At 66.4% G+C, this 12,942-nt stretch carries 11 protein-coding genes; 8 read left to right on the forward strand and 3 right to left on the reverse strand.

Annotation, left to right across the window (positions count from 1 at the left end):
- Positions 1–20: 20 nt before the first annotated feature.
- The 3 genes from BLV60_RS00940 (at position 21) to BLV60_RS00950 (ending at position 3,607) form a co-directional block, all read left to right on the forward strand.
- Positions 21–1,211 carry a PepSY-associated TM helix domain-containing protein gene (locus BLV60_RS00940; RefSeq protein ID WP_093048482.1) on the forward strand — a complete coding sequence of 397 codons (1,191 nt, stop codon included), beginning with the start codon at positions 21–23 and terminating at the stop codon, positions 1,209–1,211.
- Positions 1,208–1,405 (forward strand): hypothetical protein, encoded by a 198-nt coding sequence (locus BLV60_RS00945; protein ID WP_093048485.1) that lies wholly within the window; start codon positions 1,208–1,210, stop codon positions 1,403–1,405. The genes BLV60_RS00940 and BLV60_RS00945 overlap by 4 nt, the downstream gene beginning before the upstream one ends.
- A 63-nt stretch (positions 1,406–1,468) precedes the next feature.
- Positions 1,469–3,607, forward strand: a complete 2,139-nt coding sequence (locus BLV60_RS00950; protein WP_093048488.1) for a TonB-dependent receptor — start codon at positions 1,469–1,471, stop codon at positions 3,605–3,607.
- Between the two features lie 21 nt (positions 3,608–3,628).
- Here the strand turns inward: BLV60_RS00950 and metK are convergent, their stop codons facing one another.
- Positions 3,629–4,813 (reverse strand): methionine adenosyltransferase, encoded by a 1,185-nt coding sequence (metK, locus tag BLV60_RS00955; RefSeq protein ID WP_093050301.1) that lies wholly within the window; start codon positions 4,811–4,813, stop codon positions 3,629–3,631.
- 220 nt (positions 4,814–5,033) lie between these two features.
- Between metK and BLV60_RS00960 the strand changes: the two genes are divergently transcribed.
- Both BLV60_RS00960 and BLV60_RS00965 read left to right on the forward strand, forming a co-directional pair.
- Positions 5,034–5,924, forward strand: a complete 891-nt coding sequence (locus BLV60_RS00960; RefSeq protein WP_093048491.1) for a lysophospholipid acyltransferase family protein — start codon at positions 5,034–5,036, stop codon at positions 5,922–5,924.
- Positions 5,921–6,805 carry an LpxL/LpxP family acyltransferase gene (locus BLV60_RS00965; protein WP_093048494.1) on the forward strand — a complete coding sequence of 295 codons (885 nt, stop codon included), beginning with the start codon at positions 5,921–5,923 and terminating at the stop codon, positions 6,803–6,805. The genes BLV60_RS00960 and BLV60_RS00965 overlap by 4 nt, the downstream gene beginning before the upstream one ends.
- Here the strand turns inward: BLV60_RS00965 and BLV60_RS00970 are convergent.
- The gene (locus tag BLV60_RS00970) at positions 6,799–7,713 is read right to left on the reverse strand and encodes an alpha/beta fold hydrolase (RefSeq protein ID WP_093048499.1); all 915 of its coding nucleotides are present in this window, start codon (positions 7,711–7,713) and stop codon (positions 6,799–6,801) included. The genes BLV60_RS00965 and BLV60_RS00970 overlap by 7 nt on opposite strands.
- A gap of 85 nt (positions 7,714–7,798) precedes the next feature.
- On the reverse strand, positions 7,799–8,548 hold the full coding sequence (gene yihA / locus BLV60_RS00975) for a ribosome biogenesis GTP-binding protein YihA/YsxC (protein ID WP_093048504.1): 750 nt from the start codon (positions 8,546–8,548) through the stop codon (positions 7,799–7,801).
- A 72-nt stretch (positions 8,549–8,620) separates the two neighbouring features.
- On the opposite strand from yihA, the gene BLV60_RS00980 reads away from it, so the two are divergent.
- The 3 genes from BLV60_RS00980 (at position 8,621) to ccsB (ending at position 12,905) form a co-directional block, all read left to right on the forward strand.
- A complete protein-coding gene (locus BLV60_RS00980; protein WP_093048506.1) occupies positions 8,621–9,301 on the forward strand; it encodes a c-type cytochrome in 681 nt (226 codons plus the stop codon).
- 119 nt (positions 9,302–9,420) lie between these two features.
- Positions 9,421–11,592, forward strand: coding sequence for a cytochrome c biogenesis protein ResB (locus BLV60_RS00985; RefSeq protein WP_093048509.1), 2,172 nt, complete (start codon positions 9,421–9,423; stop codon positions 11,590–11,592).
- Positions 11,589–12,905: a c-type cytochrome biogenesis protein CcsB gene (gene ccsB, locus BLV60_RS00990; RefSeq protein WP_093048512.1), complete on the forward strand. Its 1,317-nt coding sequence runs from the start codon at positions 11,589–11,591 to the stop codon at positions 12,903–12,905. The genes BLV60_RS00985 and ccsB overlap by 4 nt, the downstream gene beginning before the upstream one ends.
- Positions 12,906–12,942 lie beyond the last annotated feature (37 nt).

Raw genomic sequence — 12,942 nt, forward strand, 5'->3', positions numbered from 1 at the left:
TCCATCAGAGCCACCACGACATGAACAGCCGAAAGATCAAGACCTGGGCCTGGGTGCACAAGTGGAGCAGCCTCGTGTGCACGGTGTTCATGCTGCTGCTGTGCATCACGGGGCTGCCGCTGATCTTCCACCACGAGATCGGCCACCTGCTCGGCACCGAGGTCGAGGCGCCGAAGATGCCGGCGGGCACGCCGCACATCAGCCTCGATCGCGTGCTCGACATCGCGAAGGCGAAGCACCCAGACCGCGTGGTGCAGTTCGCCTCGCAGCCCGAGGACGACGACGGCCTGTGGTTCGTCACGCTCACGCCCACGCCGGAAGCCACGGACGACTTCAAGTCGGTCGCGGTCGATGCGCGCACGGGCGAGGTGCTCGCGCAGCCCAAGTTCGACGAAGGCTTCATGTACGTGATGTTCAAGCTGCACGTCGACCTCTTTGCCGGGCTGCCGGGCAAGCTGTTCCTCGGCTTCATGGGCCTGCTGCTGCTGGTGGCCGTCGTCTCGGGCGTGGTGCTGTATTCGCCCTTCATGCGCAAGCTCGACTTCGGCACGGTGCGGCGCGAGAAGCGGCCACGCCTGAAGTGGCTCGACCTGCACAACCTGCTGGGCATCGTCACGCTGGTGTGGGTGTTCGTGGTGGGCGCCACCGGCATGATCAACACGTGGGCCGACCTGCTCATCAAGTACTGGCAGTACGACCAGCTCAGCGCACTTCTCACTCCTTACAAGAACGAGCCCATCGTGGCGGTGAACGAACGCGGCTCGGTGCAGCGCTCGATGGACGCCGCGATGCAGAAGGCGCCCGGCACGAAGCTGTCGTTCATCGCGTTCCCGGGCACGTCGTTCTCGAGCCCGCATCACACCACCTTCTTCCTGCGTGGCAACGAGCCCTTCACTTCGAAGCTCTTCCAGCCGGTGCTGGTCGACGCCAAAACGGCGCAGGTGACCGCGTCGCCGAAGCTGCCGTGGTACCTCTGGGCGCTGCTGGTGTCGCAGCCGCTGCACTTCGGCGACTACGGCGGCATGCCGATGCAGATCATCTGGGCGCTGCTCGACATAGCGACCATCATCGTGCTGGGCAGCGGGCTGTATCTCTGGCTCAAGCGGGGCAACCCCGTGCCTGCATCCAGCAAGAAGACGGCTGCGCATGAGCAGCATGCGCCTGCCACCCCGCAGGGCGAGCCGGCTCCGGCGATGAAGGTTCAGGCATGAAGCCGCATCAACACCATCAAAGCTTCTGGCGCATGTGGGGCTGGCCGATCGTGCTCGGCCTGCTGACCACCTTCGGGCTGATCTCGGCACTCTTCAGCGATGGCGGGCTGGGCGACATCCTGGCCTGGATCGCACTGGGCATTCCGTGCGTGGTGGGCGCCTGGTATGGCTGGCGCAAGGCGCCGGAGCGCTAGTTTTCCCTGAGAGTCGCGCCACCGCGACACGCGTAACTGGTGCGCCGAAGCAGAATCGGCGCGATGAAACCTGCGCCCGTTGCCGCCGCCTGCCTTCTCTTGCTGGGTGTTCCGCTGGCCGCGCAGGCCCAGCAGGAGCCATCGGCCGATCCTGACACCAGCGGCGCGCGTCTGCGCGAGATCACTGTCTCCACGCCACGCGGCGAAGTCGCGCCTTTCAACGTGCCAGGCTCGGTAGACCGTGTCGATGGCGACGAGATGCGCGACAGCCGCCTGCAGGTCAATCTTTCGGAAAGCCTCGGAGCGGTGCCGGGGCTGCAGGTGCAGAACCGGCTGAACTACGCGCAGGACCTGCAGCTGTCGATCCGTGGCTTCGGCGCGCGCTCGACCTTCGGCGTGCGTGGCGTGCGGCTGTATGTCGATGGCATTCCCGCGACCTTGCCCGATGGCCAGGGGCAGACTTCGAACATCGACATCGGCTCGCTGGACCGGGTCGAGGTTCTGCGCGGGCCGTTCTCGGCGCTGTATGGCAACTCGTCGGGTGGCGTGGTGCAGGCATTCACCGCTTCGGGCGAGGGCGCGCCGCGGTTGGCGTACTCGCTCGCGGGTGGCAGCTTCGGCACCTGGCGGCAGTCGCTGCAACTGAGCGGATCGCAGGGGGCGGTGGACTATCTGCTCGACGCGAGCCGCTTCCACACCGACGGCTGGCGCGAGCACAGCGCGGCGCGGCGCGACATCGCCAACGGCAAGCTCGGCATCGCGCTGGACAACGGCGACAAGCTGACGCTGATCTTCAACAGCGTGCGCATCGACGCGCAGGACCCGCTGGGCCTCACGGCCGACCAGTACGCCCTGGCACCGCGCAACGCCCCGCTGGCCACGCAGTACGACACCCGCAAGACGGTCGAGCAGACGCAGGCCGGTCTGCTCTACGAGCACCGCATCGACGCGCAGCAGGGGCTGCGCCTCATGGTCTACGGCGGCGAGCGCAAGACCACGCAGTTCCAGTCGATCCCGCCATCTGCGCAGCAGAGCCCGCTGCACGCGGGCGGCGTGATCGACCTGTCGCGGCAGTACGGCGGCGTTGACTTGCGCTGGAACGCCGCGCTTACGCTGGCCGACCGGCCCTTCGACGTGGTGGCGGGCCTGGCCTACGACAGCCTGCGCGAAAAGCGGCGTGGCTACGAGAACTACCTCGGGCCGGTTTCAGCGCCGGTGCTCGGCGTGCAGGGGCGGCTCAGGCGCAACGAGCTCAACGAAGCCTGGAACCTCGATCCTTACGCGCAAGCCACCTGGCGCTTTACCGACCGCTGGACGCTCGAAGCCGGCGTGCGCCGCAGCAGCGTGCATTTCAGCTCGCAGGACCGCTACATCGTCGGGGCGAACCGCGACGACAGTGGCAGCGCGCGCTACAGCAAGACACTGCCGGTGGCTTCGCTGCGCTACCAGGCGACTCCGGACCTGGCGCTGTACGGCTCCATCGGTCGCGGCTTCGAGACGCCGACGCTGAACGAGCTTTCTTATCGGGCGAACGGCGCGAGCGGGCTCAACTTTGCGCTGCGGCCGTCGGTCAACGACAGCATCGAGGTCGGGGCCAAGGCGCGGCTTGCCGGCGGCCTGCTGACGGCGGCGCTGTTCCAGACCCGCACGCGCGACGAGATCGTTACGGACACCAACGTCGGCGGCCGCGCCACTTTCCAGAACGCGGGCCGCACCAGGCGCAACGGCTTCGAGCTGGGTTGGCAGCACGAGACTGCGAATCACTGGCGCACGCAGCTGGCCTACACATGGCTGGACGCGACGTATCGCGATGCCTTCTGTTCACCGTCTCCGTGCGCGGCTGCAAACACCGTAGCGGCGGGCAATCGCATTCCGGGCATTGCGCGGCAATCGTTGTTCGCATCGCTGGGCTGGGTGCCGCCCGAGGGCTGGCGCGCCGGCGTCGAGATGCGTGCGCTGGGCCGAATGCAGGCCAACGACGTCAACACCGCGAGCGCGCCGGGCTATGCCGTCGCGGCGGTGTATGCGGGCTATCTGAAGAAATGGGAGCGTTGGGAGTTCAACGCTTTCGCGCGTGTCGACAACCTGTTCGACCGGCGCTACGTGGGCTCGGTCATCGTCAACGAGGGCAATGCGCGCTATTACGAGCCTGCGCCGGGCCGCAACTGGACGGTGGGTTTGAGCGGCGCTTACCGCTTCTGACCCACCGCCGTTTCTTGCTTCTTACTTGAGGCCGGCAGCTGCGCGCAGTGCGGGCGCCTGCGTCGTCGCTTCCCAGGTGAACTCGGGCTCTTCGCGGCCGAAGTGGCCGTAGGCGGCGGTCTTCTGGTAGATCGGGCGCAGCAGGTCGAGCATCTGGATGATGCCCTTCGGACGCAGGTCGAAGTGCTCGCGCACGAGTTCGGCGATCTTGTCGTCGGGGATCACACCGGTGCCTTCGGTGTAGACCGTGATGTTCATCGGCTGGGCCACGCCGATGGCGTACGCCACCTGGATCTGGCACTGGCGCGCCAGGCCGGCGGCCACGATGTTCTTGGCCACGTAGCGCGCGGCATAGGCAGCCGAGCGGTCGACCTTCGACGGGTCCTTGCCGGAGAACGCACCGCCGCCGTGCGGGCAGGCGCCGCCGTAGGTGTCGACGATGATCTTGCGGCCGGTGAGGCCGCAGTCGCCCTGCGGGCCGCCGATGACGAAGCGGCCGGTCGGGTTGATCAGGTAGCGCGTGTCCTTGAGCCACTCCTTGGGCAGCACCGGCTTGATGATCTCCTCGATGATGGCTTCGTTGAACGAGGCCTTCATCTTGGTCGAGGTTTCGCTCTGGTCGGGGCTGTGCTGGGTGGAGAGCACCACGGTGTCGATGCTGTGCGGCTTGCCGTCCACGTAGCGCATCGTGACCTGGCTCTTGGCGTCGGGGCGCAGGAAGGGCAGGCGGCCGTCCTTGCGCAGCTGGGCCTGGCGCTCGACGAGGCGGTGCGCGTAGTAGATGGGCGCGGGCATCAGCTCGGGCGTTTCGTCGCAGGCGTAGCCGAACATCAGGCCCTGGTCGCCGGCGCCGGTGTTCAGGTGGTCGTCGCTGGCATGGTCCACGCCCTGGGCGATGTCGTTGGACTGCTTGTCGTAGCAGACCATCACGGCGCAACCCTTGTAGTCGATGCCGTACTCGGTGTTGTCGTAGCCGATGCGCTTGATGGTGTCGCGCGCCACCTGGATGTAGTCGACGTGCGCGTTGGTCGTGATTTCGCCAGCTAGCACGACCAGGCCGGTGTTGGTCAGCGTCTCGGCGGCCACGCGGCTGCGAGGGTCCTGCTCGAAGATCGCGTCCAGGATCGCATCCGAGATCTGGTCGGCTACCTTGTCAGGGTGGCCTTCGGAAACCGATTCGGAAGTGAAGAGGAAATCGTTCGCCATTTGTTCAAACTCCTTGAAGTGGTTGGCGCGTTGCCAACTCTGCGGAGCCATGGCGAACGCTTTAGCAGATGCCGATGAATCGGCCGGGGCACAATCGCTTTGCGCTTGTGTTTGTCGCCCTGCAAGTTGTTCCGTAACTCGGCGACAATTTGCATTCTATTCGAGCCGCGCAATACCATGCGCGCGCGTCCGTTTTTTGACCCCCTCCCTCCCGTTTTCAATGATCACCCTGTTCCGCCTGCTTGCCCGCGTGCCGATGCCGTTGATGCATCGACTCGGCGCCATGCTGGGCTGGCTGGTCTGGTGGAGCGCGCCGGACTACCGCCGCCGCTTCAAGGCCAACGCCGAGAGCGCGGGCTTCGCCCCCGACCAGTACCGTCCCGCCATTGCCGCCGCCGGCAAGATGGCTTCCGAGCTGCCCTGGCTCTGGCTGCGCCCTCAGGGCCAGACCGTGCTGCACCGTGTGGTGCGCTGGGAGGGCGTCGAGGCCTTCGAGGCGGCCATGCAGGCCAAAAAGGGCGTGATCCTGGTGGCGCCGCATCTCGGCAGCTGGGAGATGTGCGGCCAGGCCATCGGCGAGCGCTTTCTCGCGGCCTACGGGCCGATCACGGCGCTGTTTCGCCCCGCGCGCAAGAAATGGATGGCCGACCTGATCGCCGCCGGCTCGCGCGACCGGCCCGGCCTGCAGACGCTGCCTACCAACAACAGCGGCGTGCGCGGCCTGATCCGTACGCTGCGCGGCGGGGGCTACACCGGCATCCTGCCTGACCAGGTGCCGCCGTTGGGGCAGGGCGTATGGGCGCCGTTCCTGGGGCGCCCGGCCTACACCATGACCTTGCTTCCCCGCCTCGCGCAACAGACCGGCGCGGCCTGCTTCCTGAGCGTGTGCGAGCGCCTGCCGAACGGCGCGGGCTACGTGATCCGCTTCGAACCCATCGTCGGCACGGCGCTGACCGACCCGTCGGCCTCCATCGAGGACGCGGCCGCGGCCATGAACGACGCCATCGGCCGGCTGATCCACAGCCTGCCGGGCCAGTACGTGTGGGACTACGCCCGTTACAAGGAGCCGCGCGCCGAGCGCGTGGCTGCTGCCGCCGGGGAGGCCGCATGAGCCTCGGTTCCCGACTCGGCATTGGCTTCATGCGCGTGATTGCGCCGCTGCCGTTGCCGCTCGTACGCGGCTTTGGCGCATTCCTCGGCCGTATCCTCCACACCGTCGCCGTGCCGCGGCGGCGAGTGGTCGATACCAACCTGGCGGTCTGCTTCCCCGAGAAATCGGAGGCCGAGCGCCGCGCTATCGCGCGCGAGACCTTCGTCTACGTGGCGCAGTCATGGCTGGACCGCAGCTGGCTATGGCATGCGCCCGAAAAGGTGGTGGCGAGCCGGCTCAAGGTGGTCGGGGCCGCTTCGGAGATCCGCGAGATCGCCGACGGCGACGAGCCGATGATCCTGTTCGCGCCGCATTTCTACGGCCTCGACGCCGCGGCCACCGCGCTGACCATGCACACGGCGCGCCCCTCGGCCACCATCTACACGACCCAGCGCGACCCGATGGTCGATGCCTGGATCCGCGAAGGCCGCACCCGCTTCGGCGACGTGGCGGCGCTCAACCGGGTGGACGGTATCAAGCCGGTGCTGCAGGGCCTGCGCAAGGGCGGCCTGCTGTACCTGCTGCCCGACATGGACTTCGGGCGCGACCAGACCATCTTCGTGCCGTTCTACGGCGTGCAGGCGGCCACCGTGCCCTCGCTGTCGCGATTCGCGCGGCTGGGCAAGGCCAAGGTGGTGCCGGTGGTGTCGAAGCTCACGCCCGGGGGCTACGAGATCGAGATCCTGCCGACCTGGCAGAACTTTCCGACCGACGACGTCGAGGCCGACACCACGCTCATGAACACGCGGCTGCAGGGTTACATCGACACGATGCCTGCCCAGTACTACTGGGTGCATCGGCGGTTCAAGACCCGCCCGGAGGGCGAGGCTCCTATTTACTGAGCGCGCTGAAGGAAGCCTTCGATCTCGCGGGCGACCAGCTGTGGTTGCTCGTGCACGATCCAGTGGGTCGCGTTCGGCACCTTTTTCACCTCGAGCTTCGGCACATAGTCTTCCAGCCCTTCGAGCAGCCCGGGCAGCAGCGCCGCGTCGTCGAGCGCCCAGAACACGAAGGTCGGCACGTCCACCGTGAGCCGTTCGCGCGGCAGCACGGGGATGCTGTCGATGGTCTGGCCCGGCAGCGGCGGCTTCATCGGCGTCACGCGGTAGAGGTTGCAGGCGCCCGTGAGGCCCGCACTCCAGACTTCGCGGTACTTCTGCTTCACTTCTTCGGTGAGCCAGCCGAAGCCGTCCGGGCCGGCCTTCATCAGCAGGAAGAAGGGCCACATGCGCTTGAAGTCGTCGGCCGCGAGCAGCGCCTCGGCGTCGGGGCGCGCGAGGAAGTTCATGTAGGCGCTCGCTTGCTGCTGCTCCGCGCTGTTGCGCAGTTCGCGGGTGAAGGTGCCCGGGTGCGGCGAATTGATGATGACCAGCTTGCCGACCTGCTGCGGGAAAGCGTTGGCGTAGCCCCAGGCAAAGGCGCCGCCCCAGTCGTGAGCCACCAGCGCGGCCATGGTGCCATCGGCGCTTTCGGTCGCGACGAGCTGCTGGATGTCCTGAATCAGCAGGTGAGCCTTGTAGGCCGCTACTTCCGTCGGCGCGCTCGACTTTTCGAAACCGCGCAGGTTGGGCGCCACGCAGCGGTAGCCGCCGTGGGCGGGGTCCGCGAAGTAGTCGAGCAGCTCGTCCCAGATGAACGCGGCCTCGGGGAAGCCGTGGAGGAACACCATCAGCGGCTGGCCCGGCTTGCCGGCGGCGCGGCAGCTCAGGGTGGTGCCGTTGGGCAGGCTGCGTTGGAAGGTCTCGATCATGCTTCTTGTCTCCTTGGGTTGACTGTCGCTATTGTTTTGATAGTGAACTGCGCAGATGGGACGGTCGGTACAGCCTGTTTTGTGATCAGGCCTCTTCTGGCTCCGCCGGTGGCTCCGATGGCGTTGCCGGTGCGGCAGCCCCATCCGGATGCACCCAGCGCCACAGCAGCTCGGCTGCTTCGCCAACGCCTTGCTTCTTCAAGGCCGAGAACAGTTTCACCTCGCCGCCGCCGGCGTTCAGTCGCGTAATGGACAGCACCTTGGCGGCTTCGCTGCGCGTGAGCTTGTCGGACTTGGTCAGCAGCACGAGGAACTTGAGGCCCTGTTCCACGCGCGGGCGGATCACGTCGAGCAGGATCTCGTCGAGCTCGGTCAGGCCATGGCGCGGGTCGCACATCAGCACCACGCCGCGCAGGCTTTCGCGCGTCATCAGGTAGTTGCCCATCACGCGCTGCCAGCGCAGCTTGGCTTCGCGCGGAACGGCCGCATAGCCGTAGCCGGGCAGGTCGGCCAGCACCGCGTCGTCTACCTTCTGCTTGCCGATGCCGAACAGGTTGATGTGCTGGGTGCGGCCAGGCGTCTTGGAGGCGAAGGCCAGGCGCGTCTGCTGCGTGAGGGTGTTGATGGCGGTCGACTTGCCTGCGTTGGAGCGGCCGACGAAGGCGATCTCGGGCAGGTCGACGGGGGGCAGATGCTCCAGCTGGGGGGCGCTGGTGAGGAAGTGGGCGGTGTGCAGCCAGCCGAGCGCAACGCGCTCGCGTTCAGCGACCTGGGGGTCCGCGGCGGGGGCCGCGCGGGGAGGATAGGCAGCGGGCTTGGCGCGCGGGGAGGGCATCTACGGACTTTCGAAACAAGACCCACATTGTAGAATCGTGAGGTTTTGCGCCATAAATTCGAAGCCCCCGATATGAAGTTGTTTGCCAATATTCTGCTTGCAGCCCTCGTGGGCATCGCATCCAGCGCGAGTTTTGCAGCCGATGAACACGCGGCTGCTCCGGCCGCGGCGCCTGCAAAACCGGCCAAGCCGGACCCCGCCAAGGGGGACACGCTGTTCAATGCGAGCACTCCAACAGTGCAGAGCTGCGCCTCGTGCCACAACGCCGACGGCAACTCGACCATCGCGGCCAACCCCAAGCTGGCGCAACAGCATCCCGAATACATCCTCAAGCAGCTGGAAGACTTCAAGTCCGGCAAGCGCAAGAACAGCGTCATGAGTCCCATGGCCGCGAACCTCAGCGACCAGGACATGCGCGACATCGCCTGGTTCGTGGCCTCGAAGAAGGTCAAGACCGGCTTCTCGAAGAGCAAGGACACCGTGGCCTTGGGCGAGAAGATCTACCGCGGTGGTATTGGTGAGCGCTCCATCCCCGCCTGCGCCGGCTGCCACAGCCCCAACGGCGCCGGCTTGCCCGCTCAATACCCGCGCCTGGGCGGCCAGAACGCCGACTACACCGTGGCCCAGCTCAAGGCCTTCCGTGGCGACAGCACCCCGGTGCGTACCAACAGCGGCCCCATGACCGGCGTCGCTGCCAAGCTCAACGACCGCGAAATTGCCGCCGTGGCGGACTACATCGCCGGCTTGCGCTGATGACGATGCGCTCCAGAGCGTGAACTAACCGCCGACAACAACCCCAAACAAAGGGCGGGCCGATCCAGCAGGATGGCCCGCCTTTTTGCTTTCTTCCCTTCTTCCCTTACCTTCGCCCGATGTCCGTCTCCACCCATGGCCTTCGCGTTCATCGCGGCCCGCACATGCTTCGCGCTGCGGTGGAGCTGTTTTCGTCGATGCGCTTCGCGATCGCGCTGCTCACCATCATCTGCATCGCGTCGATCATCGGCACCGTGCTCAAGCAGCACGAGCCGATCAACAACTACATCAACCAGTTCGGTCCGTTCTGGGCCGAACTGTTCCGCGCGGCGCGGCTCGACTCCATCTACAGCGCCTGGTGGTTCCTGCTGATCCTGCTGTTCCTTGTGATCAGCACCACGCTGTGTATTGCGCGCAACACGCCGCGCATCCTGGTCGACCTCAAGACCTTCAAGGAAGACATCCGTGCGCAGAGCCTGAAGGCCTTCGGCCAGCGTGCTGAGAACCGGCTCGGTGAAACGCCCGAAGCAGCGGCCAACCGCATCGGGCAACTGCTGGTGAGCGGCGGCTGGAAGGTCAAGCTGCAGCAGCGCGAGGCCGTCGACGGCAGCCGGCCGACCTCCGCAGGCTGGATGGTCGCGGCGCGCGCCGGCGGCGCCCACAAGCTCGGCTACATCGCGGCCCACAGCGCGATCGTGCTGGTGTGCATCGGCGGCCTGCTCGACGGCGACCTCGTGGTGCGCGCGCAGACCTGGTTCAACGGCAAGAGCGTGTTCACCGGTGGCGGCATGATCGCCGACGTGGCGCCAGAGCACCGCCTGTCCGCCAGCAACCCGACCTTCCGCGGCAACATCCTCGTGCCCGAAGGCGGGCAAGGCAGCGTGGCCATCCTGAACCAGTCCGACGGCGTGCTGCTGCAGGAGCTGCCGTTCTCCATCGAGCTGAAGAAGTTCATCGTCGACTACTACTCGACCGGCATGCCCAAGCTCTTCGCGAGCGAGGTGGTGCTGCACGACCGCGAGACCGGCGAGCAGGTGCCCGCGCGCATCGAGGTCAACCACCCGGCCAGCTACAAGGGCGTGGAGATCTACCAGTCGAGCTTCGACGATGGCGGCTCCAAGGTGAAGCTCAAGGCGGTGCCGATGGCGGCCGCTGCCAAGTCTTTCGAAGTGGAAGGCATCATCGGCGGCCCGAGTACCGAGATCACCAACGGCAAGGACAAGCTCACGCTCGAATACGCCGCGCTGCGGGTGATCAACGTCGAGAACTTCGCCGACGCCGGCGCCATGGGCAGCGGCGCCGACGTGCGCAAGGTCGACCTGCGCCACGACATCGAATCGCGCCTGGGCGCCGCCAACAAGACCAACAAGCCGAAGGTGCTGCGCAACATCGGCCCGAGCATCGGCTACAAGCTGCGCGATGCCGCCGGCCAGGCGCGCGAGTATCAAAACTACATGGTGCCGGTCGACACCGGCGACGGCCAGCCGGTGTTCCTGCTCGGCATGCGCGAGAAGCCCGAAGACCCGTTCCGCTACCTGCGCGTGCCGGCCGACGAGCAGGGCTCGATGGATGGTTTCGTGCGCATGCGCGCTGCACTCGGCGACGCCGACACCCGCGCGCGTGCCATCGAGCGCTACATCGCCAAGGCGACCGACCCCAAGCGTCCTGAAATGGCCGAGCAGCTGCGCGTGTCGGCCGCGCGCGCGCTGGCGCTGTTCTCGGGCAGCGAGCGTGCCAAGGCCGACGCAACCACCGTAGGCGGCTGGCAGGCGATTGCAGAGTTCATGGAAGTCAACGTGCCCGAGGCCGAGCGCGAGCGCGCAGGCGGCGTGCTGGTACGCATCCTGAACGATGTGCTGTTCGAAGTGCTCAACCTGAGCCGCGAAGGCGCCGGCCTGGCCGCGCTGCCGAACGACGAGAAGTCGCAGGCCTACCTGACCCAGGCCGTGCTGGCCATCAGCGACGCGCACTTCTACCCGGCCCCGGTCGCGATGATGATGACCGACTTCACCCAGGTGCAGGCCAGCGTGTTCCAGGTGGCGCGCGCCCCTGGCAAGAACGTCGTCTATCTGGGCTGTCTGTTGCTGATCGTCGGGATTTTTGCCATGCTGTACGTCCGTGAGCGGCGCCTCTGGGTGTGGCTGACGCCCGATGGCAACGGGACCGACGGTGCCACGGCGGCCACGATGGCGTTCTCGGTCAATCGCAAGACCATGGACAGCGACCGCGAATTCGAGCACCTCAAGCACAAGCTGCTCGCCCTGAACAAGACAGAACCCGAGACACCATGAACACCACGACCCTCACGCTCAATGAAAGCTGGCTCTCGCGCCGCAACCTGTTCGACTGGGTGTTTGCGGCGCTGGTGCTGGCCGGCGGCCTGTTCGCGTTCGCGCGCTATGCGGGGTCGATGGACTATTACGAGAAGCCGATCCTCGTCGCCGCGGTGATCGCGATGATCTCCATCGGCTGGTTCTGGCGGCCGTTGCGCGTGCTGGCCATCGTGGTGGCCGCGGCGTCGCTGCTGGCCATCGCGTCGTACCAGGGCGACCTGGCACGCGCCGACACGGTGTTCTGGCTCAAGTACTTTTTGTCGAGCCAGTCGGCCATCCTCTGGATGAGCGTGCTGTTCTTCATGGGTACGCTGTTCTACTGGCTCGGCTTCTTCGGCGGCAAGCAGTCGGATGCTTTCGACATGATCGGCTCGCGCCTGACCTGGGCTGCAGTGACGATGGCGCTGATCGGCACCATGGTGCGCTGGTATGAAAGCCACCTGCTCGGCCCGGACATCGGCCACATCCCGGTCAGCAACCTGTACGAAGTGTTCGTGCTGTTCTGCTGGCTGACGGCCACGTTCTACCTTTACTTCGAAGAGCGCTACAACACGCGCGCGCTCGGCGCCTTCGTGATGCTGGTCGTCAGCGCAGCGGTCGGCTTTCTGCTCTGGTACACGATCGTGCGCGAGGCGCATGAAATCCAGCCGCTGGTGCCTGCACTGCAGAGCTGGTGGATGAAGCTGCACGTGCCGGCCAACTTCATCGGCTACGGCACCTTCGCGCTGTCGGCCATGGTCGCCTTCGCCTATCTCATCAAGGAGCAGGCCAACGAGACGCGCTGGTACAAGCTCACGCCGATCTGGCTGCTGGGCGTGGCGCTGTGCTTCGTGCCGGTGGCGTTCCGCCAGCGCGTGCAGGAAGCTGGCGGCAGCTACTGGGTGGTCTATGCAGGCATCTCGGCGCTGATCGCGGCGGGCATCCTGCTGGGGCGCAAGCGCATCGCGGCGCGCCTGCCGGCCAACGACGTGCTCGACGACGTCATGTACAAGTCGATCACCGTCGGCTTCGCCTTCTTCACCATCGCCACCGTACTGGGCGCCCTGTGGGCCGCCGATGCCTGGGGCGGCTACTGGAGCTGGGACCCGAAGGAAACCTGGGCGCTGATCGTCTGGCTCAACTACGCGGCCTGGCTGCACATGCGGCTCGTGAAGGGCCTGCGCGGCACCGTGGCGGCCTGGTGGGCATTGGGCGGGCTGGCGGTCACCACTTTCGCCTTCCTTGGCGTGAACATGTTCCTGAGCGGGCTGCACAGCTACGGCACGCTGTAGACGCAAGCTTGCGGTCTTTCGCGAAGAATTGAAACCG

Source organism: Variovorax sp. YR634, from assembly GCF_900106655.1.
Lineage (GTDB): Bacteria > Pseudomonadota > Gammaproteobacteria > Burkholderiales > Burkholderiaceae_C > Variovorax.

Bases quoted from the DNA above. Each gene is read 5' to 3' on its own strand.
- BLV60_RS00940 (WP_093048482.1), top strand. From the start codon at position 21: ATGAACAGCCGAAAGATCAAGACCTGGGCCTGGGTGCACAAGTGGAGC.
- BLV60_RS00945 (WP_093048485.1), top strand. From the start codon at position 1,208: ATGAAGCCGCATCAACACCATCAAAGCTTCTGGCGCATGTGGGGCTGG.
- BLV60_RS00950 (WP_093048488.1), top strand. From the start codon at position 1,469: ATGAAACCTGCGCCCGTTGCCGCCGCCTGCCTTCTCTTGCTGGGTGTT.
- metK (WP_093050301.1), bottom strand. From the start codon at position 4,813: ATGGCGAACGATTTCCTCTTCACTTCCGAATCGGTTTCCGAAGGCCAC.
- BLV60_RS00960 (WP_093048491.1), top strand. From the start codon at position 5,034: ATGATCACCCTGTTCCGCCTGCTTGCCCGCGTGCCGATGCCGTTGATG.
- BLV60_RS00965 (WP_093048494.1), top strand. From the start codon at position 5,921: ATGAGCCTCGGTTCCCGACTCGGCATTGGCTTCATGCGCGTGATTGCG.
- BLV60_RS00970 (WP_093048499.1), bottom strand. From the start codon at position 7,713: ATGATCGAGACCTTCCAACGCAGCCTGCCCAACGGCACCACCCTGAGC.
- yihA (WP_093048504.1), bottom strand. From the start codon at position 8,548: ATGCCCTCCCCGCGCGCCAAGCCCGCTGCCTATCCTCCCCGCGCGGCC.
- BLV60_RS00980 (WP_093048506.1), top strand. From the start codon at position 8,621: ATGAAGTTGTTTGCCAATATTCTGCTTGCAGCCCTCGTGGGCATCGCA.
- BLV60_RS00985 (WP_093048509.1), top strand. From the start codon at position 9,421: ATGTCCGTCTCCACCCATGGCCTTCGCGTTCATCGCGGCCCGCACATG.
- ccsB (WP_093048512.1), top strand. From the start codon at position 11,589: ATGAACACCACGACCCTCACGCTCAATGAAAGCTGGCTCTCGCGCCGC.